Here is a 23,820-nt window from a genome sequence, read left to right as displayed (position 1 = left end):
GTTATCGCGTATGAAGCAACCCAGTAATGATGTGACGCTGGCCTTGATCTATGCCGCCCGTGCCCGCCTGCAAGGGCAGGTCGCGCGCACGCCGCTGGTGCGTTCGCCGGCGTTGTCGCGGCGCTTCGAGGCCGACGTGTTCCTTAAGCTGGAAACCCACCAGCCGACGGGAGCGTTCAAGTTGCGCGGCGCGACCAACATGATCGCTGCGCTGATCGAACGTGACGGACGCGAGGCCTTGGCGCACGGCGTGACCACGGCCTCGACGGGCAATCATGGTCGGGCCGTGGCCCACGCCGCGCACCAGTTGGGGATTCCCGCCGTCATCTGTCTGTCGCGACTGGTGCCCGACAACAAGGCCGCAGCTATCGAGGCCTTGGGCGCTGAGGTGCGGCGAGTCGGTGAGAGCCAGGACGATGCCTTCGACGAGGTCGAGCGGCTGGTGACTTCGGGCATGACGGCGATCCCGCCTTTCGACGATCCGCTGATCGTGAGCGGGCAGGGCACCATCGGACTCGAGTTGATGGAGGATCAGCCCGCGCTCGACCGGGTGCTCGTCGGGCTTTCCGGCGGCGGTTTGTTGGGCGGCATCGGCGCAGCGGTCAAGGCGATTCGTCCGGCGACGCAGGTGACTGGCATCAGCCTCTCTCAGGGTGCGGCGATGTGGGAAAGCCTTCAGGCCGGGCATCCGGTCAATGTGGCGGAGGTCGAGAGTCTCGGTGATTCGCTGGGCGGCGGCATTGGGCTGGACAATCGCTGCACCTTCGCGCTGGTGCGCGAGGTGATGGATGACCATTACCAGGTCTCGGAATCCGCCATCGCCAGGGCCATGGTCGACTTGCTCGACACCGAGAAAATGCTGGTCGAAGGCGCAGCGACCGTGGGGTTGGCGGCGCTCGACGAACATGGTCTCGATATCCGGGGCCAGCGGGTGGCATTGATCGTCTCCGGGAACGGCGTGGCGCTGGAAACGTTTGACCGCGCCCGGGCATTGGCGGGAGCCTGAATCCTCTTTTCCCTTCTTCTCTCTTCGTCTGGAGGACGTCATGCAGCTCCATCAACGCGACGCAATCGAAGCCGCCGTTCAACTGGATACGGACGCCCTGGCTGTCATCGAAGCGGGATTCGCGGCCCTGGGGCGTGGCGAGGCCGTGCAGCCCCCGATCCTGTCGATGGCCATCGAGGAGGCCAATGGCGAGGTCGACGTCAAAACCGCTCACATTCGCGGTTTCGAGCGCTTTGCCATCAAGGTGAGTTCGGGATTCTTCGACAATCCCAAGCAGGGGTTACCTAGTCTCAACGGCCTGATGATGATGTTCTCGGCCCGCACCGGGCTGGTGGATGCCGTGCTCTTCGATGAGGGCTATCTGACGGCGGTGCGCACGGCACTCGCCGGAGCCTTGGCTTCCAAGTATCTGGCGCGTGAAAACAGCCGTCGCGTGACGGTCCTCGGCGCCGGCGAACAGGCCGAGCTGCAGATCGATGCCCTGCGTCTGGTGCGCGATATCGACACCGTCGATGTCTGGGCGCGTCGGCGCGAAGCCGCCGAGTCCTATGCCGAGCGGCTGCGCCAGCGCGACCTGACGGTCAACGTTCACGATGATGTCCACGCGGCGTGTCGTGAAGCGGATATCATCGTCACCGCGACGCCGTCGCAACAGCCGATTCTCGAAGCCGCCGACCTCCCCGAGGGGGTGCACGTCACGGCGATGGGCTCCGACAGCCCGGACAAGCGCGAGCTCGACGATAGCGTGATGACGCGCGCCGATGCCTTCGTCTGCGATACCCGTGCGCAAAGTGAGCACAACGGCGAACTCAAGGCCTTCGTCAAATCCGGCGAGGCGGTGGCCAATGTGCCGTTCAAGGTGTTCGAGCTCGGCCAGGTGATCGATAGCAGTCTGACGCTGCGTCTCTCTGGCGCTGGCATCACCGTGTGCGATCTCACCGGCACCGGCGTGCAGGACACGGCGATTGCCGATTACGCTTTGCAGCGGCTGAAAGCCTGAACATCGAGGTACTGGTGCGCCCTGACGTGTCGTGCCATTCAATCGTCATGCGGTTGCCACATCGTCGTCATGCGTGCTCGAGATGCTGAGTGAATCAGGGACTCAGTGGAGAGTTGGCGATGCGATATTCCCGCCGTGATGTATTGGGATGGGGCGTCAAGGCTGGCGCGGCATTAGGCGCAGCGTCGGTGGCGCCGTCGATCGTGTTGGCCGAGTCACGGCGCCCGCAAGTGACCTCGGGAGTGATGAGCGGTGACATGCTGAGCGACCGCACGATGCTCTGGTCGCGCAGCGATCGTCCCGCGCGGATGCTCGTTGAAGTGGCCGACAATCCCGCGTTTCGTGGTGTCCGCCAAGTGCGTGGCCCCGAGGTGCTGCCCAGCAGCGGGTTGATCGGCAAGCTTGATGTCGCGGGGCTCGGCGATACCGAGACGCTGCACTACCGTGTACGTTTCGCCGCATTGGACGACCCGCATGCCTTGAGCGAGCCCGTCAAAGGGCGTTTACGCTTGCCTCCGTCCGAGACGCGCGACGTGCGCTTCGTGTGGTCGGGCGATACGGTCGGGCAAGGCTGGGGCATCGATGAATCACGTGGCGGCATGACGATCTACGACACCATGCGCCGTCAGCGCCCCGATTTCTTCATTCACTCCGGCGATACCGTCTACGCCGACGGCCCTCTGGAAGAGCGCGTGGCGCTGGCTAACGGCGATACCTGGCACAATCTGGTCACCCCGGCCAAGCGCAAGGTGGCGGAAACGCTCGATGAGTTTCGCGGCCAGCATACCTACAACTTTCTTGATGCCAACCTGCGGCGCTTCAATGCCGAAGTGCCCATGCTCGCCCAATGGGACGATCACGAGACGACCAACAACTGGTATCCCGGTGAGTGGCTCGAGGACGAGCGCTACACTGAGAAAAATGTGGCGTTGCTGGCGGCTCGGGCTCGCCAGGCCTTTCTCGAACACACGCCGCTACGCCAACTGCCGACATCGCCAGAGCGTATTCATCGGCGGTTTGCATATGGGCCGTCGCTGGAAGTTTTCATGCTCGATATGCGCACCTATCGCGGCGCCAACAGTCGCAACCGGCAAACCGAGCGCTCTGCACAAACGGCGTTTCTCGGCGAGGACCAGTTCGCCTGGCTGCAACGTTCGCTGAAAGAGTCCACGGCGACGTGGAAGATCATCGCTGCGGATATGCCCATCGGCCTGGTCGTCAGCGATGGTGACGCGTATGAAGCCATCGCCAATGGCGATGCGGGCGGGGCGTTGGGGCGCGAACTCGAAATCGCCAGACTCTTGCGGGCGATCCGCGATGACAATGTGAAAAACGTGGTATGGCTGACGGCGGACGTGCATTACACGGCGGCGCATCACTACTCACCCGAGCGGGCCAGTTTCCAGGAATTCACGCCCTTCTGGGAATTCGTCAGCGGTCCGCTGCATGCGGGCACCTTTGGCCCCGGCGAGCTGGATACGACCTTCGGCCCTGAGGTGGTCTTTCAAAAAGCCCCGCCGAAAGGCGAGTCGAATTTGCCGCCATCTCGAGGCTATCAATTCTTCGGCCAGATCGATCTCGACGGCGAGAGCGAAGCGTTGACCGTGAGTCTGATGGACGCCGCCGGCAATACGCTGCATCGCCAGCAATTGACGCCGGAGACGACGTAAGAGGATATCTAGGCAATACGCCCAGCCCGCATTGCCGCGCTCAGGAATTGGTGCTTGGGAAAGGCAAGTCCAAGTTAACGCTACGAATCGATAAGCGGCAAGACGACGTATTCATACCCGATGATCAAGCCCGTAAAAGCCAAAAGAAGAGCCAAGATGATATTGATGAAGCGCAGTAAGGCGTGATCATGAATGGCTTTGCCCATCGCGCCACCCAATAATGCGTAGCTCCCCGGCGCTCCAGCAGCCAGGACGCCGATGAGAAGCGCCATCATGATGAGGTGTGGCCCTTCTATATGCATTGCGGGAAGCTGGATGGTTGCGATAGGTAGCGTGGCGACGATGCCTTTGGGGTTGAGTAATTGCATCAACAGCCCTTCCTTGAATTGCAAGGGACGAAACCTGGCCTCCATATCCCTCTTATAGGGAGTGGAGCTGGCTATCTTGATCGACAGGTAAAGGATGTAAAGCGTGCCAAGGGCACTTAGGGCCCAGAGTAGTTTCCCTTGGATGAGAACGCTCCCAAGCCAGCCTAATAGCAGTAGCATTAGGAACATCGCTGTACCGACACCAATATAGAATCCACTCGATGTCTTGGTTTGGCCGTTTATTCCGGCGTTCAGACCAAGCAGATTCACAGGCCCAGGCGTGTACATCACGCTTATGGCATATGTCAGTAGTGCTAACATTTAGTTTCTCACATGTTCAGATAGTGGTGTGCGCTTGGTATTGGCGAGGCGTCATGCCATAAATACGTTTGAATCGTCGGTTGAAATGGCTGATATCCGCAAAACCGCAGGATAGTGCGGCTTCCATGACGCTTTCGCCTTTTTCCAGATGATGCCTCGCGGCATTGATACGACAATTCAGTACATATTGATGCGGCGTAATGCCGTATTGGGTGCGAAATAATCGCAAGAAGTGATACTTCGAGAGATTTGCAGCCTGACTGATGTCATCAAGGGTAATGTCGCACTTGGCATTTTCGTGGATATAATCCTTCGCCAACTGCAACAACGAGTCTGTTCGGCTAACAGCGTTATTGGGGGCGAAGCTTCCCAGTCGCTTGATGAGATGTGCCGCAATACGATAAAGAGCATATTCATGCTCGATCCGGCTCGCTTTTTGTTCCTTGATCATTCTTGAGAAGGTGAGTATTTCATTGCGCAGAGAAATGTCTTTCATCAAGGTCGGTGCCAGCCGAGTGTTCTTGAGACATTGGACGTCCGCAGCATTGGCTAGAAGCGGGTCGAATTCTGCGGGGTGGATATAAAGCATGATGTAATCGAGAGCGGCATTTCCGCCTGCGTGGCCGTCATGAACTTCATCGGGATGCAGCGTGATGACGCTACCCGGTGGGCTGCGATGAAACTCACCACTGCTGAAAAAGTCCTGACGGCCTGCGAGGGTGACACCTAATGCATATTCTTCATGTGCATGTCGGTCGTACTGGAAATCGTTCATTGTGGCATGCAATGCCGTTATGTCAGCGACATGCTGGCTTTTCATGAACCTGAAACGGCTTGTGGATTGCATATTCCCCTCCTTACGCCCCAGTAGCGCCGTGGCAATGTCACTTTAGCGTGTTATGGACGTCTGGACTTGAACGATATTGCGCATCTTGTTCTTTTCTCGAGTAAGAAGGGGCGTCCCCAGGAAGATCTCCGTCTCGGCAGGCCGTGCGCGTCCTGCTACGCTGCAAGCTCGGTTCATGAAAGGCAGGAAGCACGCATGGCGGAGAGGCAGCAACAGGAACTCGCGGGATTGGATCACTTGCTCGAACGCATCGGGCAGGTGCACCGTCGCGATGATGAGCGTGTCCAGCTTGGCGATATGCTGACGGCGGTAGGACAAGGCTCGTTTGGTACCTTGCTGCTGGTGCCGGGGGTGATCACGCTGTTGCCGTTGGTGGGGGATATTCCCGGCGTGCCCACGTTGATGGCGATATTGGTGCTGCTGGTGGCGGGGCAGTTGCTGATCGGGCGCCGTACGTTCTGGCTGCCGCGCTGGCTTTTGAAGCGCTCGGTCTCCCGCGCCAAGCTGGACAAGGCCGTGGCCTGGATGCGCAAGCCGGCGCGGGCCATCGACCGTTTGTTGAAACCACGCCTGGTTTGGCTGACCCAGCGCGCCGGTACCTATCTCGTGGCGCTTTTCTGTTTCTTCATTGCTCTGGCGATGCCGCTGATGGAGGTGGTGCCTTTCTCAGCCAATGGCGCGGGTCTGGCCCTGATGATGTTCGGCTTGTCGTTGATGGCCAACGACGGTCTCTGGGCGCTGCTGGCGCTGATCCTCACCGGAGGGACGGTCGGCGGCGTAGCTTACGCCTTGTTGTGATACCCACCTTCAAAATGCTGCTTCACCGCCATGATCGGCGTGAAATTCGTGCTGCAGCCAGTCCAGCAGTGCCAGCGTCTCCCCCCGTGATTGAGCGCCTTGACGTGTATACACCGAGAGCGCGTCGCTGAGCGGCAGCGACGCATCGACCGGTCGCACGAGTTGGCCGTTTTGTACCAGACGCTCGGCCGTGCGTCGCCAGCCCAAGGCGATACCGTGCCCGGCAAGCGCTGATTGCAGGACCAACGGATAGCTATCGAAAACCATGCCGTTGCCCAGGGTGGGTACGGAATTCCCCATGGCGCGTAGCCAACTATCCCATTCGAACCAGTCCGGTACATCGGCCCTGTGGTGAAGCAAACGGTGCTTGGCGAGATTCGCCAGCGTGATGGGGTGGTACTGTGCGGCGAGATAGTCGGGACTGCAAATCGGAAAGATCTCGTCGGATGCGGTGAAGGACAGCGTGTGGCTGCCGCTGGGGCGCCCGCTGGTCTGTAGCGCGACGTCGAAATAGTCGTGATTCTCGACCACCGGGCGCGTCGATGTGACCAGGCGGACCTCGATTTCCGGATGCCGCCGGTTGAACGCGGCGAGGCGTGGCATGACCCAGTAGAAGGCTTCGCAGAGCTGGCAGAACAGCACCACCACGCCGTCATGCACTTCCTCGCGCAAGGTATTGGCATGCGTTGCGACGCTTTCCAGCGCGGTACTCACTGTGCGCCCAAACTCGCGGCCGGCAGCGGTAAGGAAGACGCCCCGGTTACGACGCTCGAATAGCGCCACGCCGAGGTTGTCTTCCAGGGCGCGAATCTGGCGGCTGACGGCGGCCTGGGTGAGATGCAATTCCTCGGCGGCACGCGAGAAGCTTTCCAGGCGAGCGGCAGCCTCGAAGGGCATCAGGCTGGCGAGTGGGGGCAGGGCTTTGCCTAGTCGGTTCATATGCGATTCATAATCACAGCTCATGGAAAGTGACGTATAACTCGTTTGTCGCGCCTGCCTGAGGGGCCCACCCTTGAGCGGCTTCTTGCTCAGGGAGAACGTTCATGAAGCCAATCATTGTGTCGCAAGCCTCGGCATGGCCAGGCATCGGTTGTATCGTCGTCTCGGTTTTCTGTCTCTCGATGTCCGACGCTCTGGTTAAGTATATCAGCGATGATGTGGGTATTTGGCAGTTGTACGTGCTGCGTGCGCTGTTAGCGTCGCCGCTCTTGGGGTTGGTACTTGGGCGTCGCGGCGTGGTGCGCCTGGGGTGGGCGCTGCGCCGTCGCTGGGTGCTGGTGAGAACCGGCTTGTTGATGGCCATGTGGCTGGCTTTTTATGCCGCGTTACCGACGTTGACGCTGTCCATGGCGGCGGTGGCGCTGTACACCTCGCCGCTGTTCATTGCCCTGTTCGCCTCCTGGTGGGCTGGCGAACGGCTATCGGCGGGCGGCTGGTGGGGAATCGCTCTGGGATTCGCCGGCGTGGTGTTGATCCTGCGCCCGGGAACGACGCATTTCGAGCCCACGGTGTTACTGCCGCTGCTGGCAGCGGTGTGCTATGCCCTGGCCTGCGTGGTGACGCGTGTTCATTGCCGTGACGAGGCGCCGCTGGTGCTTTCCGGGGCGATGAATCTGGGCTTTCTATGTTTGGGCGCGGCGGGCTGTCTGTGGATGCTGCTGCAGGGGCCACTGCCGGTGGGTGGCGCCACACCGAGCTTCCTGACGGCGCCTTGGCGTTCGCTTCCAGCCGATACCTGGTGGCTGCTGGCGGGACTGGCGGTACTCTTCGTGCTGGCCAGCAGCACGGTGGCCAAGGCCTATCAAGCGGCCCCGGCCGCACTGATCGGCGTGTTCGACTATGCCTATCTCATCTTCGCGGCGGTATGGAGCTGGTGGCTATTCGATGCGACGCCTGATATGCCCACCGTGCTGGGCATGGTCTGCGTGGGGGTCGCGGGTGGCATCGTCTGGCGTTGTGCTCCCGGGGGATTACGCCCCGCTGGTATCACGGCGAGTCGTGAGCCCATTTCGCGTTCGCCAACCTGTGGGCAGGGCCAAGTTTGAGTCAGGCGCGATCCTTCCCTATACCTAGGAGGCGAATCGCTATTTCAACGCGGACAAGGAGTTGTCGCATGTTGACCCTCGTTTCCTGGCTATTCATCGCCTTGGGCGTGGCCACGGCATTGGCTATTGCATTGGATGTGGCCAAACGTCCGCAGCCCATGGCGATCATGAACGTGACCTGGCCGATTACTGGGCTTTATATGCCGGTGTTCGGCTGGTGGGCGTATGCGCGCATGGGCCGCGCCGCGCCTGAGGCTGGTCATGAGAGTCAGCATAATCATGGTGAAGGTCATGAGCATGGTCATGCTTACCACCATCATGATGACAAGCCCAAGTGGCAGGGGGTGTTCGTCTCTGCCACGCACTGCGGAGGCGGTTGCACCGCAGGCGATGTCGTCACCGCGCCGCTGGCGACGCTGACCGGATTTGCCCTGCTTGGATCGGCGGTATTAGGACACTTCGTGCTGGCCTTCATCGGGGCGTATCTCTTCGGCATATTGTTTCAATACTTGCCGATTCGCGGCATGAGCGATAGCGGTCCGCGTAAAGCCCTGATCGATGCCATCAAGGCGGATACGTTCTCGTTGATCGCCTTTCAGGCCGGCATGTACGTCTGGATGCTAATCGCCATCCACGGCTGGATGGGCGAGATGAACGCCTTCTCGGTGACCTTCTGGTTCATGATGCAGATCGCCATGCTGATCGGCTTCGCGACGTCCTATCCCGCCAACTGGATATTGATCGATCGCGGCATCAAGCACGCCATGTAAATGGCGCGATCACCGCACGGCGAGGCGTGCGGTGATCGGGGAAAGCGTCGCGCTTACGCCGACAGGCCACTGGCCTCGTCCACGCCGAGATGCAAGTTCATGCTCTGCACGGCGGCACCGGCCGCCCCTTTGCCGAGGTTATCCAGCCGGGCGACGAGGGAGACCTGCTCATGGTTGCCGAACACGAACAGGTCGACCCGATTGGTGTCGTTGCAGCCCTGTACCTCGAAGAAGCCGCCATCGAGATTGGTCGGGTCTTCGAGGGGCATGACGCGAACGAAGGTCTCGCCCGCATAGTGGGCGGCGTAGGCCTCGCGAAGTGCCTCGGCCGTGGCCCCGGGACTAAGCTGGTCGATATGCAGAGGAATCGTCACCGAGAGGCCCTTGAGAAAGGGGCCGACGATTGGCTGGAAGACCGGTGCCCGCTCGAGCCCAGCGTGCACGCGCATCTCCGGGAGGTGCTTGTGAGTCAGTCCCATGGCGTAGGGACGTGGCGCGGCCAGACGGTCGTCGTGGCCGGCCTCGTACTCGGCGATCAGCTTCTTGCCGCCGCCGCTGTAGCCGGTGATCGAATGCGCTGCCAGCGGCGTGTCCGCAGGCAGCAGGCCGGCGTCGACCAGCGGCCGCGTGAGCATGATGAAGGCGCTGGCGTGGCAGCCCGGATTGGCGATGCGCTTGCTGGCGCGAATGGCGTCACGCTGGCCCGGCGCCAGTTCGGGTAGGCCGTAGGTCCACTCGGCATCGGTGCGAAAAGCCGTGCTGGCGTCGATCAGGCAGGTTTGGGGATTGTCGAGTAGCGCTGCGGCCTCGCGAGAAGCGGCATCGGGCAGGCATAGAAAGGCTACATCAGCGGCATTGAGCAGACGTGCGCGCTCGGCGGCATCCTTGCGCTTGTCGCTGTCGATGCGCAGCAGTTCGATGTCGCTGCGTGCTTCGAGATAATCCAGCAGCCGCAGCCCAGTGGTGCCTTCCTGACCGTCTACGTATACCTTGAATGCCATGGGAAATTCGTCGCCTCGTTGACCGGGTCCGTGCATGCCGACAGCGTCTGTCAGCGTATTGTTCTCCATTGTGCGTCGATGCGGCCGCGCTGTCATGTTTGTGGGCTTGAATCCGCTTGTCGTGACCCACAAAAACGACCAGTCTGAGAGAGCTTGGGACTACCCGCCATCCACTTAGAAAAGCGTGATAAGGACGACATATGAACAAGCGTGTATTGGCTTTCGATGTCTATGGCACCTTGATCGACACCCACGGCGTGGTGGAGGCATTGAGCGTGGAACTGGGCGATGCCGAGATGGCGTTGCCTTTTTCGCAGCGTTGGCGGGATAAGCAGCTTGAATTTGCCTTCCGCCGCTCGCTGATGGGCGCCTATGCCAGCTTCGCCGATTGTACGCGTGATGCGCTGGAGTTCACCGACCGCGCCATGGGCAGTCAACTTTCGGAAATCGCCAAGGACCGGTTGATGGCGCTTTACGGGCGGCTGCCGGCGTTTTCCGATGTCGCCGAAGGGCTGGCGCGCCTGAGCAATGCCGGCATGCGCTGCGTGGCGTTTTCCAACGGCACCCGGGAGGCCGTGACGGGGTTGCTGGCCCAGGCGGGCATTCGCGAGCGTTTCGATGCCATCGTCAGCGTCGACGACATCAAACGCTTCAAGCCCGACCCCGCCGTGTATGCCTATTTGCGCCAATGCACCGAGTCGAGCGCCGCCGATACTTGGCTGATTTCCAGCAATCCCTTCGACATCATCGGGGCCAAATACGCCGGCTTGCACGCGACCTGGGTGCGGCGCAGCGCCGAAGCGCCCTTCGACCCCTGGGGCGACGAGCCCGACATGACGGTGAGCGATCTCGACGAACTCGCCAGCCGCCTGGGGAGTTGAGCTCAACGACAGACGTTCAGCCGCCGCGTGCGCCGACGATCCGAGTGCTGCGATCGCCGGGCATTATCGCACCGGTGCCATGCCGGACAGCGAGGGAACCGATCAAAGCGAGCAGTGGGTCGCCGATAACACGCAGGTGACGCGCAGCGCCCAGCTTCATGCCACCCCCGCAATTATCCATCAGGACGAAGACGATAATGTACGCAAGACCATGGGCGCCCCCAGGCCGACTCAGCTTCGGTCCATTATGGGAAGCGATTCGCCCTGAGTTTTCTCACCTCCTTATCCTGCTTGCTCATCCGCCCCCTGGCGAATCAGGCCAAAGGCAGCGACAGCGTGACCCGCAGCCCGATACCGTCGCCGGAGGCGAGCCGCACGCTCCCGCCGGCCCGGGTGGCGATCGCCTCGACGATGGAGAGTCCCAGACCGCTGCCCTGCGGATGATTGCCGCGGTGAAAGCGCTCCGTCAGGCGGGCGATCTGCTCGGGCGGGATGGTCTCGCCCTGGTTGACGAGATCGATCACGGCCATGCCATTCGTCTCGTGCGCCTCGATCTCGATCAAGGTGTCGGGCGAACCGTGACGCATGGCGTTCTCGAGCAGGTTGCGCAGCGCGATCACCAGCAGCTCTCTGGACAACGCGACGTGAAGCCGCTCGACCGAGGCGTGCCAGTGGCATCGATCGCGACTGCCGGTTTCCACCATTGCGGCCTCTAGGGCCTCGCCCAGCCGCGTGGGGTTGACACTCCCCCGCGTGATCTCGTCGCTCTCCATGCGTGCCAGTAACAGCAACTGGTCGAGCGTCTTTGTCAGCCGCTCGACCCCCGCCTCCGCCTGCTGCATCGCTTCCCGGCGGGGATCGCCGTTGACGCGTCGCGCAATCTGAAGATGGGTACGAATCGCGGTCAACGGCGTGCGCAGCTCATGCGCGGCATCGTCGGTAAAGCGCTGCTCCAGCGCCAGCATCCGCCGGGTACGCGCAAGCAGGATGTTGAAACCATCTATCAGTGGGCGGATTTCCCCCGGCAAGCTGCGGATAGGCAGGGCAGAGAGATCGTCGTGATCGCGTGACATCAGGCGCCGCTGTAACCTCGACAGTGGCGACAGCCCCCGCGTTACGCCCCACCACAGAGCGATCAGGCTGCCGATCGACGCGAGCAGAAACGGATAGAACGCCGCACGGCGCACCTGGTCCAGCAGCGCCGCCCGCTCCCGCAGGCGATCAGCCACGGTGATTCGCTTGTCATCGTCGACCAGGGTGTAGACGCGCCAGCGCTGACCGTCGTAATCGCGATAGTGATAGCCTTCGTCATCGACCGCGAGAACATCGTTCATTTCCGGGTGCGTGCCCGCTACCACCTGCCCGCGCAATGACGATACGCGGCAGGCGATACCCTTGAGTGGCGGTATTGTCGAGATCTCGCCCGCTTCCCCGTTCCAGGCCGACGCCGGCACGCGATCGAGCAGGCCGGCCACCATTCGCGCTGACTGTGCCAAACGCTGATCCAGAGAACGATCGAGCTGGGTCGAGAGATCGCGCATCGACCACGCCGCCGTGAGTCCCCACAGCAGCATCAGCGTGATTCCGAGCGTGGCGACGAGCCGCAGCCGCAGACTCATGAGGGCGTGCTACCGGAATGTGACCCATCGACGGGAAGTGCGCCGAGTCGGTAGCCGACGCCCCGGATGGTCTCGATGGCCTCGCGCCCCAGCTTGCGTCGCAACTGATAGATATGCACGTTGAGGGCATTGCTCTCGATTTCATCATCGATGCTGTAGAGACGATCCTTGAGCTGATCGGCACTTAAAATTCGCCCACGCGCCCGAATCAGCGCCTCCAGCAGCATCAGCTCGCGGCGCACCAGCACTACCGGCGCGCCATCCAGTGTTGCAATGCGAGCCACGGGGTCCAGCGCCAGGCGCCCATGACGAAGAAAGTGGTCGACCTGGCCGGCGCTGCGGCGCAGCAGCGCCTGCAGCCTTGCCGTCAACTCATCCAGATCGAAAGGTTTGACCAGATAATCGTCGGCTCCGCTCTGAAGCCCTTCGACACGACTGGCAACGGCATCTCTTGCCGTCAGCATCAGTACCGGCGTGGCAACGCCAGCGCGACGCCACTGTTGCAGCAGCGTCAGACCATCGCCATCGGGAAGACGGCGATCGAGCACCACGGCATCGTAGTCGATCGCGGCCAGCGCCCCGCGTGCATCGTCCAGCGTGGTCACGATATCGACGACGAAGTCGCTCAGCGCTAGTCCCGCTTCGACGCCGGCCGCCACCGGTGGGTCGTCCTCGACGAGTAGTACGCGCATCCCTCTCCCCACGATTCATTACACCAGAACCTGTCACGTCGATAGTGACAGCCGAGATGTCGTCCGCGAACTGAAATTATCCGGCAAACGATAGGCAGGGTATCTATTAGAAGGTTCGTGGCGCGTCTGCGGCGTTAAAATAGATTTGACGCTCTTCCTGATAGCTGTGCATGTGATCAAGAATCCGGCGATAGGAATCATCGCCCTCGGCACTATTGGCCTCGGCGCGGCCTTCAAGATAAGGCATTGTGGCCTCCTGCAGAGGTTTGAGCAGCTCGACCGGCCACTCATTCACCTCAGCGCCGTTGCGCTTCAAAATCTCGATCGCCTCGCCCTGAGCTTCCAGCCCCACGGCGAGAGTCTCCAGCATTGACGCCTGCCCGCTGGTACGGATCGCTACGCGCTGCGCTTCACTCAGGTTGTCCCATACCTGACGATTCACCAGAAGCTCAATATAGGAAAGCGGCTGATGCCATGCGTTAAGATAGAAATAAGGTGCCTTTTCGATGATGGGTGAAAGATCCACGGTATCGTTGGACTCGTTCTCAAGGCCCAGCGCACGCTTCATCATCAGAACGCCGGTATAAGGTAGATTCAGCTCGTAGGCATCAACCTGATCGAGCTGACGCAGCTGCTGCGGCAGGCGACCCGGCTGGAAGCCACCAAATGTCAGGGTGTTGATATCATGCTTGACAGGATTGCCCTCCGAAGGACAGGCCGCTGATGGGTCCGCGCAGAGCGTTTCAGCGCCAATGTTCGTCGTTTCTACTCCTGCCGTCTGACAGGCCTGCTGCCAGATGGCAGAGGCAGGCGCCGGCCAGCGCGCAAGCCAAGGCTGCTGACACATTTCGGTCATGCTGGTGGGTAGCGGCTCGGGGAAGAAGCCCGCTTCCTGCCCCGAGGTGAGGGCGATGGGCACGACAACGAGATTGTTATCGAAAGCCTCATTGTAGATATCCTGCTCCAGTTCCAGGCCACCACCGCTGATCAGCCAGGAGGCAAACTCCGATGGATGAAGGCCAAAAGGCATACCAGCAACGAGGAGCTGACCGGATTCGAGGCCGTTGGAAATAGGCAGACCGATTGCGGCGGCCAGACCGCCGGCATCAGGACCCGCCGCAACTGCCTCGTACAGGTTGGCGAAATCCTCGGGAATCGAGACTAGCTTGGGTTGGACGGTCTCGCGATCAGAGTCTGGGACCTTGTCGGTCACGTGATAGACAAGCTCCAGATCCAGAGCGCCGAGCAGCGCGTTGGCGTTGTCGATGAAGATATGGGCCGGTCCACCAACGGGATGAGCGCCACCTCTAGGCGCTTCCTGCATGGTCAGCGGCGGGAACTGCACCTGCACGGGGAGCTGATCTGCATTCGCAGCATGCGCCAGAAAACTCGGCAATATCAACGAAGCGGAAAAAAACACGGATTTCGATAAAGGCATGACCGTTCAATCCTAACGTGGAAATTATCGATGAAGAATCGAGCGATGGCCGGCTTGGCCTTGCATCTTTCATCTCTCACCAACGGTGAGGAACACTTCTATTCACGGTGCCTATCGTAGTCCGAGTTGATGATCCGAAAATGAACCGCCCAGAATGTCGAGAGACTAGCTTTCAGTCCCTTCCATCAGGCCATTACTGATCCGGTCTTAGCTCCATCGAAATCACGCCTTGGGCCATCATTCTCAGGGGCGTTTCCAGGCCGGTTGGCAAGACTGTCCAGCATTGTCTCTCCTCTCTGACGATCACGAGCGCGATGAATGGGCGCCATGGCGATCCCGGCGACGCTCTCCACGCCGCCAACGAAAATAACGCCCTAACCAGTCGAGCACCCGCTCGGGCTTATGGGCGTTTTTCCAGGCGCCGGCGGCACCCTTGGTGGCTTCCGAGAGTGTCGGATAGGGATGAATCGTCCCCAGCAGTTTGTTGAGCCCGATATTGTGTTTCATCGCCAGCGTCAACTCCGCCAGCCATTCGCCGGCGTTCTCGCCGACCAGGGTTGCGCCCAGGATACGATCCTTGCCCGGCACGGTGAGAATCTTGACGAAGCCGGCAGTGGCGCGCTCGGCGATCGCCCGATCGCTTTCGGCCATCTCATAACGGGTCACCTCATAGGCGATGCCCTGGGCGGTGGCCTCGCGCTCATTGAGCCCCACCCGCGCCACTTCGGGCTGCAGGTACGTCACCGCGGGCATGATGCGGTAGTCGACCTTGAAGCGCTTGAACTCGCCGAACAGTGCGTTGACGGCAGCGTGCCAGGCCTGATGTGCGGCGGCGTGTGTCAATTGATAGGGACCGACGACATCGCCGCAGGCCCAGATATTGGGTAGCTTGGTTTGGAGCTGCTCGTTGACTTCCAGGGTGCCGTTGTCGCGGGTTTCCACCCCCAGTTCTTCCAGTCCGAGCCCTGTGACGTTGGCCTGGCGCCCGACGCTGACCAACAGGCGGTCGAAGGGAATGTGTGTTTGCCCACCGCCGGTCTTCTCGACGAGGAGATGTTTTTCGCCGTCCTCGACGCTCACTGCGATCGCCTTTGTGCTTGTCATGACGTCGACGCCTTCGGCGACGAGTCGGTGGGTGACGAGATCGCCGACTTCGTCATCCTCGCGCCCCAGCAATTGCCCGGCGCCCTCGACCAGCGTCACCTGGCTGCCCAGGCGGGCGAAACTCTGGCCGAGCTCGCAACCGATAGCGCCGCCGCCCAGTATCACCAGGCGCTGCGGTTGCTCGGTCAACGTCCATAGGTTTTCGGAGGTCAGTACGTCGATCTGCTCGATGCCGGGGATCGACGGTACCTTGGGTGTGGCGCCGGTGGCGATGACGATATGCCGGGCCGTGAGTTGCTTGCCGTCGACTTCGACGGCCCAGGGAGATATCAGCCGTGCCGTGCCGCGTTGAACGTCGACGCCCAGGCCGGTATAACGCTCCTCGCTGTCGTGGGGTGCCACCTCCTCGATGACACGCCGTACATGGCCCATGACCGCGCCGAAGTCGACACGCGGTTCCCCGGCATGCACGCCTAGGTGCTCGGCGTCGCGAATATTCTGGGCGGCGCGTGCGGCGCGAATCAGCGCCTTTGAGGGCACGCAGCCGGTATTGAGGCAGTCGCCGCCCATGGCGCCACTCTCGACGAGCGCGACCCGGGCGCGTACCGCGCTGGCGATGTAACTGGTAACCAGGCCCGCCGAGCCGCCGCCGACCACCAGGATGTCGTAATCGAAGTGCCGGGGTTTGGCGTATCCCCGGTAGCGCTTGCGGCGCTGCAGCCAGTCGACGACCCAGCGCGCGATTAGCGGAAAGACTCCCAAAAGGGCGAAGGACAGCAGCAACGACGGTGAGACGACGCCACCCAGCGACTGCAGCTCGCCGAGCTGCTGGCCGGCGTTCACATAGACCAGCGTGCCGGGAATCATGCCGATCTGGCTGGCAATATAGAACACCCAGGTACGCAGCCGAGTCAGTCCCATCACCAGGTTAATGACGAAAAACGGGAAAAGCGGCACCAGTCGCAGACTGAACAGATACAAGGCGCCGTCACGCTCAATGCCCTTATTGATCGTGTCCAGATATCGAGCAAAGCGATGCTCTACTGCGGACCTGAACAAGATGCGGGAGACGAGAAAGGCCAGCGTAGCGCCAATGCTGCTCGCGAAGGAGATGATCAAGAATCCCCAGCCCAGCCCGAATAACGCGCCGCCGAGCAAGGTCAGCAATGTCGCGCCGGGCAGCGAGAGGGCGGCGATTAGCACATAGATGAGAAAAAAGCCGCCAGCGACCAGCCAGGGAGACGCCGCGAACCATTGATCGAACCGTGTTTGCAGCGCCTTGATGGACTCGAGCGTCAGGTAATCGTCAACGCCGCCCACGAAGAACGCCACGATCGCCACCAGGACGACAGCCAGAATCAGTATGCGGTAATGTTTCAAACCGTCCCCCTTTTATCCACGTTGGTCAGCGGACATTGACGTAGTAAGTGGCTTGTTAGTCGGACCTGACAGCAGGTGGCCTGGCAGGTTGTTGCCTTCGTGCATCCAGATGTCATGGCCGAATGCCAAACGATCGCTTAATGAGTCGAGATTGTAGTGTGATCCTTACACGTCACTACCATCGCGACCATGAAAAAAGGCGATATACCGAAACCGGCATATCGCCCACTACGCTCGCACGGTGCATCTAACGTTCTGCGCTCACATCAATCACGCGGATCCTGCCACTCGAGAGACTTGAGTTCCTCGTTGAGTGGTGTACCGGCGATATGGTTGGTGTAGTTGGACAGCGTCTTGAGGCTGACGGCGATCACTAGTTCGAGTAACTGCTGCTTCTCGAAACCGGCTTCCAGGAAGGCCTTGACTTCGTCGTCCTTCGCCCAGCCGCGCGCTTGGACGAGGTGCTTGGCGAAGCGTGCCACGGCATTGAGCTTGGGATCGTCGGGGTTCTGGAGCTCACGAAGTTTCTCGATGTCACCTTCGGGTACCTTGGCGGCCTGTGCGCCTCCGGTATGCGCCGCTACACAGAACTTACATCCGTTGACTGAGCTGATGGCGAGCAGCGCCACCTGCTGCTGTGCCGGGGTAAGGCTGGTCCGCGAGTAGATCTCGTCGAGCGTCTGATAGGCTTCCAACAGCGCCGGTGCCTCGGCCATCTTGGCGAACAGATTGGGCAAGAACCCCATCTTCTGCTGTGCCCCTTCGAGGCGCGCCTTGGCTTCCTGGGGCGCGCTGTCGACCGTATGCAAGGTGAATTCTGTCATGAGCTTCTCCTTCTGTGGTCAGCGTTTACATCTCTTAGCCTAGTAGGCAAACAACCTGAAAACCGCCGCTCAACGTCTCTATTTTATGTCGCAGCGTACAAAATCAGGAAAAAGTGGCTGTCTGGTACGCCTGGAAATGCTTGAGTGGAAAGTACTCAATCAATAGTTCAGAAAGGAATTCCTATGATCTTAGTATTCGATGTCAATGAGACCTTGCTCGATACGGCTGCGCTGGCACCGTTTTTCGAAGAGGTCTTTGGGGAGGCAGCGGTGCGCGTCGAGTGGTTTCTGACCCTGGAGGAGACCTGGATGACGGCAACGCTGGCGGGCCGCTACCACCCCTTTGGGCAATTGGCCAAGAGTGCCTTGCGTCAGACTGGTTGGCGACATGGCGTCGAGATAAGCGAAGCCCGTCAAGGGCAACTTATCGACATGCTGACGACGCTCCCGGCGCATCCCGATGTCGCGCCTGCTCTTGCCGAGCTACGTGCCAAGGGATATCGGCTGACGGCACTGACCAACGGCACTCTCAAGGCAGTGCAGCATCAGTTGGCGCATGCCGAGCTTGACGCGGCCTTCGACGTCATTCTCAGTATCGACTCGATAGCCTCCTACAAGCCGGGCCAGCCCGCCTATCAATACGTCGCTGACCACTGGCAAGTGTCGACTCGCGAACTGGTCATGATTGCAGCCCATGGGTGGGATCTGATCGGTGCCGCCAGCGCGGGCTGCAAGACAGGTTTCATCGCGCGTCCCGGAAAGGTCATCGACCCGCAACTGTTTCAGCCCGATTGGCAAGACGACTCACTCACTGGGTTGAGTCGGCAATTGATCGCGGACGTATCCCCGATGTGACGTAAGGCAGTATGTTACAGCGTCTTGATCCGTGCCGGCGGTATGCCTCTGATTCTTTTATAGGCCTTGCGGAAAGTGGATTCCGAGCGATAACCGCTGGCCAACATGGCGCCGACGATGCTCTCACCATTGGCAAGGGCCTGGTCGGCCAGCATCATGCGTAATTGCCCCTGGTAACGAGCAACAGTCGTGCCCACGATGTGGTGAAAGCGTTCGCTGAAGCTCGAACGGGAGAGCCCTACCTCATGTGCCAGTTCTTGAAGCGTCCAGTCACGCTGCGGCGCTTCATGCAATCGCTTGAGGGCTTTTCTCACCGGCGGATCCAGATACGCCCTCAAGGTGCGTGTTTCCAGCAATGCCGTTTCCAGGCAATGCCGAAGAATCAGGGTCAATAGCACATTGGCCAGGGCGTTCGTGGTCAATGCATGGCCAATTGCTTGCGTCTCGGACATCTCCTCGGCGAGTGCTTCGACAACATTGTCGAAGGCACATCCACGCGCTTGCCGAGAAATGATCACGCTACGCGGTAGTACATTGAACCAGGCCGGCGGCACATCGTGCAGAAAGCGGAAATGTCCGCAGATCAATCCGACACCGGTCGTCGTGCTACTCAGCGAGACTATTTGCTGCGACTCGGAGCCAGATACGTACTCTGGCGCAAGACGATGCGGCGTATCGCCGGGAAAGAATACGAGGTCTCCTTCCTGCAGGCTTTCTTCACCTCCATCGTGCCAGGTGAGTCGGCATCGGCCTTCGGTGACCAGGTGGAAGCTCGGGGCTATCGCATGTTCGTGAGACAGAAACCAGTCGCCGCATTGCTTGGCGGCATGGTGGAAATCACTACCCATGAAAACGGGCTGCAATAATGCCGTCAGAGGATCACCGGCAAGCATGTCATCGCTTTCATGCAGCGTCATGTCGTCTGATCGTCCGTGTCGAATGGCGGTGACGATTCCTTTGCTTCGAATGCTTTTCCTGCATCATGAATCAACTGGAATTGTTGGTTACATTTCCTGCAGGCACCGCACATGGCCAGATGAAATTTCAACGACATTCGTTCCTGAAAGCCAAGCGGTGCATCAAGATTCTTCGACATGAGACGCGTGGCTTCGCGACACATCACCATTCTCATTTATTGGCCTCCGATAGCCATCCTTTCTCCAGACATGCTCTCAATAAAAGCCTGCCGCGATGAAGGATGACCCAGCAGTTATTTTCCTTGATTCCGGCTTCCTCGCATATCTGATGTGTAGAAAGTCCCATGAGTTCACGCATGGTGAAAATCCTGGCGATGTTATCGGGGAGTGCAATCATGCAGCTATCGAATACCTGCCAGAAGCGCTCGCTGAATAACGTTTTTTCAGGATCGCCCCAACTGCTGGGGCGTGCAACATCCGTCCATCTTCCCGAACTTTGAAATTGCTGCTCGATGGCTGCCTCGACGCCGTCGTCGGACCAGGGTTGCCATTTCCCATGGCGCTTCTGGGCTCGCAGTGCATCCAGGATCTTGTTTTTTAGAATGCCGAATACCCAGGTTTCGTAGCCGGATTTTCCTTCGAAGCGAGCGTTTTTCTCGACGGCGGTAATCAGCGCCTCCTGGACGACGTCATCCGCTTCAGAGGCATCGCGAAGCTGCAAACGCGCGAAGGCAAGCAGACGCGGACGCACTGCCGCCAGGCGGCGCTGGCGTTCAGCAGATGGCTTTGAGGTGTCGCTTTGTGACGAATCGGGCCATGACGCCATGCTGAATCTCCCGGTCGATGATCATCGCTTATCATGGCAATAAAACGCCGGCTCGACCATTGGGCACGCTATCTTTTTTATGTCACAGCGTCCAGAGAAGCAAAGTGTTCAAGGCTGTAGTATCTCTGTCTTGAAGGCCGATACGCGATTCACTTTATCGCGGCGAATCTTTTTTCCAAGTAATCGATGATATCGCGGGATTCGTAAAGCCAGGTGATCGCTCCATCGCGTTCGATGCGTAAGCAGGGGACGGTCTTCTTTCCGCCGCCAGTGATCAGCGCCTGTCTCGCCTCGGGATCCCTGTTGATATCGTGCAAGGCAAGTTCGACATTCAGCCTCTGCAGGACGCGTCGCACTCTGGTGCAGAAAGGGCACCCCTCGAAGTGATAGAGCGCGAGGTATTGGGCTTGTCGGTCAACTTCCTGCTGCGCTTGCGCCGTGCGTTCGATAGCGGTTGCCTCGCTTTTCATCAGTCGCGAAATAAGATGCCACATGATGGATCTCCTGGTATCAGTCCGGGCAGTCGGGAGGAGCCGGCGAATCGGAAAAGCCAGCGGCGTAATACCAGGCGGTGGCATGGCCGCCTGCGTTGTCGCCGTCGCTCATCAAGGCGACGCCATCGATACTGGTGACCGACTCACCGAAAAGTGCCTCGAAATCGCCACCGACATCGCGGACTTCCGCTCGCCATTCGCCGAGTGGCGACTGCTCACCTTGCAGGGCCAGCAGCATGGCACGATCCGTGAAGGCATTCTCCCAACTGGCGCCGACAGATTGGTTGGATGACCATACATAGTTGACGGATTGCACCTGCCACGGAAGAAAGCCCGTCTTGCGCGCGATATAGAATCGGGCAGGGTAGTCATCGCCGGCCTGAGTGCGCTCATCGAGTCCCGAGTAGCGGGTATCCACCTTCCAGCACCAGTGCAGGTACGGTGTCTTGCGCAGATCGATCTCGCGTTCCAGATACTTGGCAGAGGCCTGGCCTTGCGCATTTGCTTGAAGCACCTCGACGCCGTCATCCTGGACTATCGAATAACGCGTCTCTCCTTCAAAAGCGCGCGTCGACCAGGCGGCCATGTCGCGGGCTGAAAATTCGACATCGGATGCCCAAGCTGTCTGTATCCCGAGCGTCAAGCTGCACGCCCATACTACCTTGTTTGTCAGTCTGATTTTCATACGCATGAGTCGTGTCCTGGGTCGATATCCTTACAGGAAATTCACTGTGCCGTAGTAGGATTTCTGCGCGACCGGCAACAGCCCCAGAAGAGCTGGCTGTCTGGTTCGCGAAGGCCGATGAGTGCATAGCCCCCGTCTTCCGCCGGCAGCAGGACCACTTCATGATCCGCCAGGACGCGGTGGCAGCGCTTCAATAGGGCGGGAGTGAGTGCCGGACAGTCGCTGCCGATCAGTAGCCCCGGCTCGTCCATTTCGAGGAAAGCGTAATGCATGCGGTCGCCGAGACTCCCCTCCGGCTGGGCGCGACACTCGATGTCGTGACGCTCGGCCAGTTCCCGAAAAAGCGGATGGGCGTGATCGAGCGCTGTCCACAGGACGATGCGCCGAGCCGTGGTGGCCGCCAGCGCAATGGATAGCGTATGGCGTACCAGGCGTTCCTGCAGTTGCGCCGCTCCCTGTGTCCCGAGTGCCGGTATTAGTCGTGTCTTGGCCTTGCCGGGTAACGGGGCCTTGGCCAGTATTGCCAGCGGAAAGTCGCCGGGCGTATCAGCGCACATGGCGATACTCCCTTGCCAGGGTTTCCGGCGACTCGCCGCGCCAATAACGAAAGCGCAGCCGCCACATCAGCCGTATCGTCGTCCAGGCACCGTCTCGATCCCAACGCCTGCCCGAACTGGTCACCTTTTCGCGCAGGCAGGCGGGCGCAGAAAGCCGTTTTAAGCGTCGTGACATCTCGATGTCCTCCATCAATGGCTGATCGGGAAAACCGTCGGCCGTGTCGAAGGCCTCGCGGGTCATGAACAGCGTCTGGTCGCCGCTGGCAATACCGGTCAGCCGCGATCGATGGTTCATGGCAAAGGCGATCACCCCCAGCATCGGGTGGCGACCCTGGAGCCGGATATCGAAACGCCCCCAGCGGTGATCTCGCGACAGGGCGTTGATGACCAGCCAGTCGGCATGCGGCGGCAGTTGGGTATCGGCATGCAGGAACACCAGGTGGTTTCCTCGCGCGGCATCGGCGCCGGCGTTCATCTGCCGCGCCCGGCCTGGTGGACTCTGGATCACCCGGGAGGCCAGCGGTGTGGCGCGGGTGAGAGTGTCATCCTGGCTGCCGCCGTCGACGATTATCAATTCGCTGCCAGCCTGTCGGAGCCCCTGCAATCGACCCAGGGTTTCATCGATGATATCGGCCTCGTTGAGGGTCACAACGATCAGACTTAGTCCTGTCTCGGCCATGGTGATGTTTCCGCATTAGAAGTCGAAGTGATCCCTGAGCGCGTTCGAGTCTTGTCCTCGATCGATTATCATTAGTCGGTGAGTGCCGTCTCGAGCGCGCGGAATTCGTGTTGCACCTTCACGATGGTGGCGACTGACCAGATCCCAGGTCGTCGAGGTTAGAGGCTGGCATGGGCCAGGTCGAAGCCGGGCAGGCCGTAACGGCACTTCTCTAGGTCGACCAGCACCGCCAGGCCGGTGTCGGCCATCGGCTGCATGTCCTTCACCCCGTCGAACCGGTCAGATGCCACGAGTGCCGATGCCAGGCACTCGAGGAGCTTGGTATTTTCTTCCAGGAGCAAAGGGGTGTCGTTCGGTATAGGGCCGCTAAGCAGTTCGTGAAGCGGCCTCATGGGGTGTCACCCAGCGTGATGGTGCGCCCACCCGCCGCCCTGGCATCGGCCTCGTCGTGAGTGACCATAAGCGTGGGCAGTCGGTAGTGACGCACGCGTTCGAAGACCCAGTGACGAATCTCGTCGCGACGTTCGGCGTCCAGCTTGGAAAAAGGCTCGTCGAGCAGGATAGCGCGCGGCTGTGACAGCAATACCCGCAATAGGGCAACCCGTGCCTTTTGGCCGCCGGAGAGCGTTGCGGGGTCGCGCTTGGCGAATGCCTCCAGTCCGACCGATGTCAGCGCCTCATGAATTCGCTCGCGGCGTTGTCGTCGGCTGCCTTCGCGTACCATGCCGAAGGCGAGGTTGCCCTCGACATCGAGATGCGGGAAAAGCAGCGGATCCTGGAACAACAGCCCGACGTGACGCTGCTCCGCAGGCAAGGTATCGAGGCGTGTCTCGCCGAGCAGAATGCGCCCTCGGGGCGTGAAGGCGGGGCTCAAGAAACCTGCTATGAAGGCCAGCAAGGTGGACTTGCCGACGCCGGAGGGACCCATGACGGTGACCACGTCTCCAGGCGCGACCGTGGTATCCAGGCTCAGCAAGGGGCGTTGGTCCTGTTCAATGACAATGTCGTCGAGAATCAATGACGCCATGGTGTTGCTCCTTCCT

At 60.3% G+C, this 23,820-nt stretch carries 25 protein-coding genes and 1 pseudogene; 8 read left to right on the top strand and 18 right to left on the bottom strand.

Annotated elements, in window-relative coordinates; all coding sequences use genetic code 11:
- Positions 1–10 precede the first annotated feature (10 nt).
- The 3 genes from eutB (at position 11) to L1073_RS12955 (ending at position 3,676) form a co-directional block, all read left to right on the top strand.
- The gene (eutB, locus tag L1073_RS12965) at positions 11–1,006 is read left to right on the top strand and encodes a hydroxyectoine utilization dehydratase EutB (protein WP_246899891.1); all 996 of its coding nucleotides are present in this window, start codon (positions 11–13) and stop codon (positions 1,004–1,006) included.
- 40 nt (positions 1,007–1,046) lie between these two features.
- Positions 1,047–2,006 carry a cyclodeaminase gene (locus L1073_RS12960; protein ID WP_246899890.1) on the top strand — a complete coding sequence of 320 codons (960 nt, stop codon included), beginning with the start codon at positions 1,047–1,049 and terminating at the stop codon, positions 2,004–2,006.
- A gap of 119 nt (positions 2,007–2,125) precedes the next feature.
- Positions 2,126–3,676: an alkaline phosphatase D family protein gene (locus L1073_RS12955; protein WP_246899888.1), complete on the top strand. Its 1,551-nt coding sequence runs from the start codon at positions 2,126–2,128 to the stop codon at positions 3,674–3,676.
- An 80-nt stretch (positions 3,677–3,756) separates the two neighbouring features.
- On the opposite strand, the gene L1073_RS12950 is transcribed toward L1073_RS12955, so the two are convergent.
- Together L1073_RS12950 and L1073_RS12945 are read right to left on the bottom strand one after the other, a co-directional pair.
- Entirely contained in the window at positions 3,757–4,365 is a 609-nt protein-coding gene (locus L1073_RS12950; protein ID WP_246899885.1) for a LysE family translocator, read from the bottom strand.
- Positions 4,366–4,381: 16 nt separating this feature from the next.
- Positions 4,382–5,212 (bottom strand): AraC family transcriptional regulator, encoded by an 831-nt coding sequence (locus L1073_RS12945; RefSeq protein WP_246899883.1) that lies wholly within the window; start codon positions 5,210–5,212, stop codon positions 4,382–4,384.
- A gap of 195 nt (positions 5,213–5,407) precedes the next feature.
- Here L1073_RS12945 and L1073_RS12940 point away from each other — a divergent pair, with 195 nt between their 5' ends.
- Positions 5,408–6,010 (top strand): exopolysaccharide biosynthesis protein, encoded by a 603-nt coding sequence (locus tag L1073_RS12940; RefSeq protein ID WP_246899881.1) that lies wholly within the window; start codon positions 5,408–5,410, stop codon positions 6,008–6,010.
- 9 nt (positions 6,011–6,019) lie between these two features.
- Here L1073_RS12940 and L1073_RS12935 read toward each other — a convergent pair whose 3' ends face one another.
- Positions 6,020–6,949, bottom strand: coding sequence for a LysR substrate-binding domain-containing protein (locus L1073_RS12935; protein WP_246899879.1), 930 nt, complete (start codon positions 6,947–6,949; stop codon positions 6,020–6,022).
- Between the two features lie 104 nt (positions 6,950–7,053).
- On the opposite strand from L1073_RS12935, the gene L1073_RS12930 reads away from it, so the two are divergent.
- Together L1073_RS12930 and L1073_RS12925 are read left to right on the top strand one after the other, a co-directional pair.
- Positions 7,054–8,055, top strand: coding sequence for a DMT family transporter (locus L1073_RS12930; RefSeq protein ID WP_246899878.1), 1,002 nt, complete (start codon positions 7,054–7,056; stop codon positions 8,053–8,055).
- Positions 8,056–8,123: 68 nt separating this feature from the next.
- On the top strand, positions 8,124–8,825 hold the full coding sequence (locus L1073_RS12925; RefSeq protein ID WP_246899876.1) for a DUF4396 domain-containing protein: 702 nt from the start codon (positions 8,124–8,126) through the stop codon (positions 8,823–8,825).
- 53 nt (positions 8,826–8,878) lie between these two features.
- On the opposite strand, the gene argC is transcribed toward L1073_RS12925, so the two are convergent.
- Positions 8,879–9,826 (bottom strand): N-acetyl-gamma-glutamyl-phosphate reductase, encoded by a 948-nt coding sequence (gene argC, locus L1073_RS12920; protein WP_246899875.1) that lies wholly within the window; start codon positions 9,824–9,826, stop codon positions 8,879–8,881.
- 200 nt (positions 9,827–10,026) lie between these two features.
- Here argC and L1073_RS12915 point away from each other — a divergent pair, with 200 nt between their 5' ends.
- A complete protein-coding gene (locus tag L1073_RS12915) occupies positions 10,027–10,707 on the top strand; it encodes a haloacid dehalogenase type II (RefSeq protein ID WP_246899873.1) in 681 nt (226 codons plus the stop codon).
- Positions 10,708–11,021: 314 nt separating this feature from the next.
- Here L1073_RS12915 and L1073_RS12910 read toward each other — a convergent pair whose 3' ends face one another.
- The 5 genes from L1073_RS12910 to L1073_RS12890 form a co-directional block, all read right to left on the bottom strand.
- Entirely contained in the window at positions 11,022–12,326 is a 1,305-nt protein-coding gene (locus L1073_RS12910; RefSeq protein ID WP_246899871.1) for an ATP-binding protein, read from the bottom strand.
- Entirely contained in the window at positions 12,323–13,018 is a 696-nt protein-coding gene (locus L1073_RS12905) for a response regulator (protein WP_246899869.1), read from the bottom strand. Before L1073_RS12905 ends, L1073_RS12910 begins: the two co-directional genes overlap by 4 nt.
- A gap of 106 nt (positions 13,019–13,124) precedes the next feature.
- On the bottom strand, positions 13,125–14,456 hold the full coding sequence (locus L1073_RS12900) for a type 2 periplasmic-binding domain-containing protein (RefSeq protein WP_246899867.1): 1,332 nt from the start codon (positions 14,454–14,456) through the stop codon (positions 13,125–13,127).
- A gap of 303 nt (positions 14,457–14,759) precedes the next feature.
- Positions 14,760–16,940 carry an FAD-dependent oxidoreductase gene (locus L1073_RS12895; protein WP_246899865.1) on the bottom strand — a complete coding sequence of 727 codons (2,181 nt, stop codon included), beginning with the start codon at positions 16,938–16,940 and terminating at the stop codon, positions 14,760–14,762.
- Between the two features lie 266 nt (positions 16,941–17,206).
- A complete protein-coding gene (locus L1073_RS12890; protein WP_246899863.1) occupies positions 17,207–17,764 on the bottom strand; it encodes a carboxymuconolactone decarboxylase family protein in 558 nt (185 codons plus the stop codon).
- 183 nt (positions 17,765–17,947) lie between these two features.
- Here L1073_RS12890 and L1073_RS12885 point away from each other — a divergent pair, with 183 nt between their 5' ends.
- Positions 17,948–18,619, top strand: coding sequence for a haloacid dehalogenase type II (locus L1073_RS12885; protein WP_246899861.1), 672 nt, complete (start codon positions 17,948–17,950; stop codon positions 18,617–18,619).
- 14 nt (positions 18,620–18,633) lie between these two features.
- Here the strand turns inward: L1073_RS12885 and L1073_RS12880 are convergent, their stop codons facing one another.
- The 9 genes and pseudogenes from L1073_RS12880 to L1073_RS12840 form a co-directional block, all read right to left on the bottom strand.
- A complete protein-coding gene (locus L1073_RS12880; RefSeq protein WP_246899859.1) occupies positions 18,634–19,536 on the bottom strand; it encodes an AraC family transcriptional regulator in 903 nt (300 codons plus the stop codon).
- Positions 19,533–19,739: a zf-HC2 domain-containing protein gene (locus L1073_RS12875; RefSeq protein ID WP_281506093.1), complete on the bottom strand. Its 207-nt coding sequence runs from the start codon at positions 19,737–19,739 to the stop codon at positions 19,533–19,535. Before L1073_RS12875 ends, L1073_RS12880 begins: the two co-directional genes overlap by 4 nt.
- A gap of 8 nt (positions 19,740–19,747) precedes the next feature.
- On the bottom strand, positions 19,748–20,362 hold the full coding sequence (locus L1073_RS12870) for a sigma-70 family RNA polymerase sigma factor (protein WP_281506087.1): 615 nt from the start codon (positions 20,360–20,362) through the stop codon (positions 19,748–19,750).
- Between the two features lie 149 nt (positions 20,363–20,511).
- The gene (locus L1073_RS12865) at positions 20,512–20,856 is read right to left on the bottom strand and encodes a glutaredoxin family protein (protein WP_246899856.1); all 345 of its coding nucleotides are present in this window, start codon (positions 20,854–20,856) and stop codon (positions 20,512–20,514) included.
- Positions 20,857–20,872: 16 nt separating this feature from the next.
- Positions 20,873–21,442: a DUF3047 domain-containing protein gene (locus L1073_RS12860; RefSeq protein ID WP_246900000.1), complete on the bottom strand. Its 570-nt coding sequence runs from the start codon at positions 21,440–21,442 to the stop codon at positions 20,873–20,875.
- 140 nt (positions 21,443–21,582) lie between these two features.
- Entirely contained in the window at positions 21,583–22,098 is a 516-nt protein-coding gene (locus L1073_RS12855) for a TIGR04282 family arsenosugar biosynthesis glycosyltransferase (protein ID WP_246899854.1), read from the bottom strand.
- Positions 22,088–22,777 (bottom strand): TIGR04283 family arsenosugar biosynthesis glycosyltransferase, encoded by a 690-nt coding sequence (locus L1073_RS12850; RefSeq protein ID WP_246899852.1) that lies wholly within the window; start codon positions 22,775–22,777, stop codon positions 22,088–22,090. The genes L1073_RS12855 and L1073_RS12850 overlap by 11 nt, the downstream gene beginning before the upstream one ends.
- A gap of 129 nt (positions 22,778–22,906) precedes the next feature.
- Positions 22,907–23,019, bottom strand: a pseudogene (locus L1073_RS17365) (aminoglycoside phosphotransferase family protein); the annotation flags it as partial.
- A 146-nt stretch (positions 23,020–23,165) separates the two neighbouring features.
- Positions 23,166–23,804, bottom strand: coding sequence for an ATP-binding cassette domain-containing protein (locus L1073_RS12840; protein WP_246899849.1), 639 nt, complete (start codon positions 23,802–23,804; stop codon positions 23,166–23,168).
- Positions 23,805–23,820: the final 16 nt, after the last annotated feature.

This window comes from Chromohalobacter nigrandesensis (assembly GCF_023061285.1).
GTDB classification, from domain to species: domain Bacteria; phylum Pseudomonadota; class Gammaproteobacteria; order Pseudomonadales; family Halomonadaceae; genus Chromohalobacter; species Chromohalobacter nigrandesensis.
Note: the sequence above shows the minus strand (reverse complement) of the source record. Positions and strands in the feature narration are given on the sequence as shown.

Excerpts from the sequence above, each read along its gene's own strand:
- L1073_RS12875 (WP_281506093.1), bottom strand. The coding sequence starts at position 19,739 with ATGTGTCGCGAAGCCACGCGTCTCATGTCGAAGAATCTTGATGCACCG.
- L1073_RS12850 (WP_246899852.1), bottom strand. The coding sequence starts at position 22,777 with ATGGCCGAGACAGGACTAAGTCTGATCGTTGTGACCCTCAACGAGGCC.
- L1073_RS12905 (WP_246899869.1), bottom strand. The coding sequence starts at position 13,018 with ATGCGCGTACTACTCGTCGAGGACGACCCACCGGTGGCGGCCGGCGTC.
- L1073_RS12890 (WP_246899863.1), bottom strand. The coding sequence starts at position 17,764 with ATGACAGAATTCACCTTGCATACGGTCGACAGCGCGCCCCAGGAAGCC.
- L1073_RS12950 (WP_246899885.1), bottom strand. The coding sequence starts at position 4,365 with ATGTTAGCACTACTGACATATGCCATAAGCGTGATGTACACGCCTGGG.
- L1073_RS12935 (WP_246899879.1), bottom strand. The coding sequence starts at position 6,949 with ATGAACCGACTAGGCAAAGCCCTGCCCCCACTCGCCAGCCTGATGCCC.
- L1073_RS12855 (WP_246899854.1), bottom strand. The coding sequence starts at position 22,098 with ATGTGCGCTGATACGCCCGGCGACTTTCCGCTGGCAATACTGGCCAAG.
- L1073_RS12960 (WP_246899890.1), top strand. The coding sequence starts at position 1,047 with ATGCAGCTCCATCAACGCGACGCAATCGAAGCCGCCGTTCAACTGGAT.
- L1073_RS12915 (WP_246899873.1), top strand. The coding sequence starts at position 10,027 with ATGAACAAGCGTGTATTGGCTTTCGATGTCTATGGCACCTTGATCGAC.
- L1073_RS12955 (WP_246899888.1), top strand. The coding sequence starts at position 2,126 with ATGCGATATTCCCGCCGTGATGTATTGGGATGGGGCGTCAAGGCTGGC.
- L1073_RS12945 (WP_246899883.1), bottom strand. The coding sequence starts at position 5,212 with ATGCAATCCACAAGCCGTTTCAGGTTCATGAAAAGCCAGCATGTCGCT.
- L1073_RS12870 (WP_281506087.1), bottom strand. The coding sequence starts at position 20,362 with ATGGCGTCATGGCCCGATTCGTCACAAAGCGACACCTCAAAGCCATCT.
- L1073_RS12940 (WP_246899881.1), top strand. The coding sequence starts at position 5,408 with ATGGCGGAGAGGCAGCAACAGGAACTCGCGGGATTGGATCACTTGCTC.
- L1073_RS12930 (WP_246899878.1), top strand. The coding sequence starts at position 7,054 with ATGAAGCCAATCATTGTGTCGCAAGCCTCGGCATGGCCAGGCATCGGT.
- argC (WP_246899875.1), bottom strand. The coding sequence starts at position 9,826 with ATGGCATTCAAGGTATACGTAGACGGTCAGGAAGGCACCACTGGGCTG.
- L1073_RS12860 (WP_246900000.1), bottom strand. The coding sequence starts at position 21,442 with ATGGCCGCCTGGTCGACGCGCGCTTTTGAAGGAGAGACGCGTTATTCG.
- L1073_RS12925 (WP_246899876.1), top strand. The coding sequence starts at position 8,124 with ATGTTGACCCTCGTTTCCTGGCTATTCATCGCCTTGGGCGTGGCCACG.
- L1073_RS12885 (WP_246899861.1), top strand. The coding sequence starts at position 17,948 with ATGATCTTAGTATTCGATGTCAATGAGACCTTGCTCGATACGGCTGCG.
- L1073_RS12900 (WP_246899867.1), bottom strand. The coding sequence starts at position 14,456 with ATGCCTTTATCGAAATCCGTGTTTTTTTCCGCTTCGTTGATATTGCCG.
- L1073_RS12880 (WP_246899859.1), bottom strand. The coding sequence starts at position 19,536 with ATGACGCTGCATGAAAGCGATGACATGCTTGCCGGTGATCCTCTGACG.
- eutB (WP_246899891.1), top strand. The coding sequence starts at position 11 with ATGAAGCAACCCAGTAATGATGTGACGCTGGCCTTGATCTATGCCGCC.
- L1073_RS12910 (WP_246899871.1), bottom strand. The coding sequence starts at position 12,326 with ATGAGTCTGCGGCTGCGGCTCGTCGCCACGCTCGGAATCACGCTGATG.
- L1073_RS12840 (WP_246899849.1), bottom strand. The coding sequence starts at position 23,804 with ATGGCGTCATTGATTCTCGACGACATTGTCATTGAACAGGACCAACGC.
- L1073_RS12865 (WP_246899856.1), bottom strand. The coding sequence starts at position 20,856 with ATGTGGCATCTTATTTCGCGACTGATGAAAAGCGAGGCAACCGCTATC.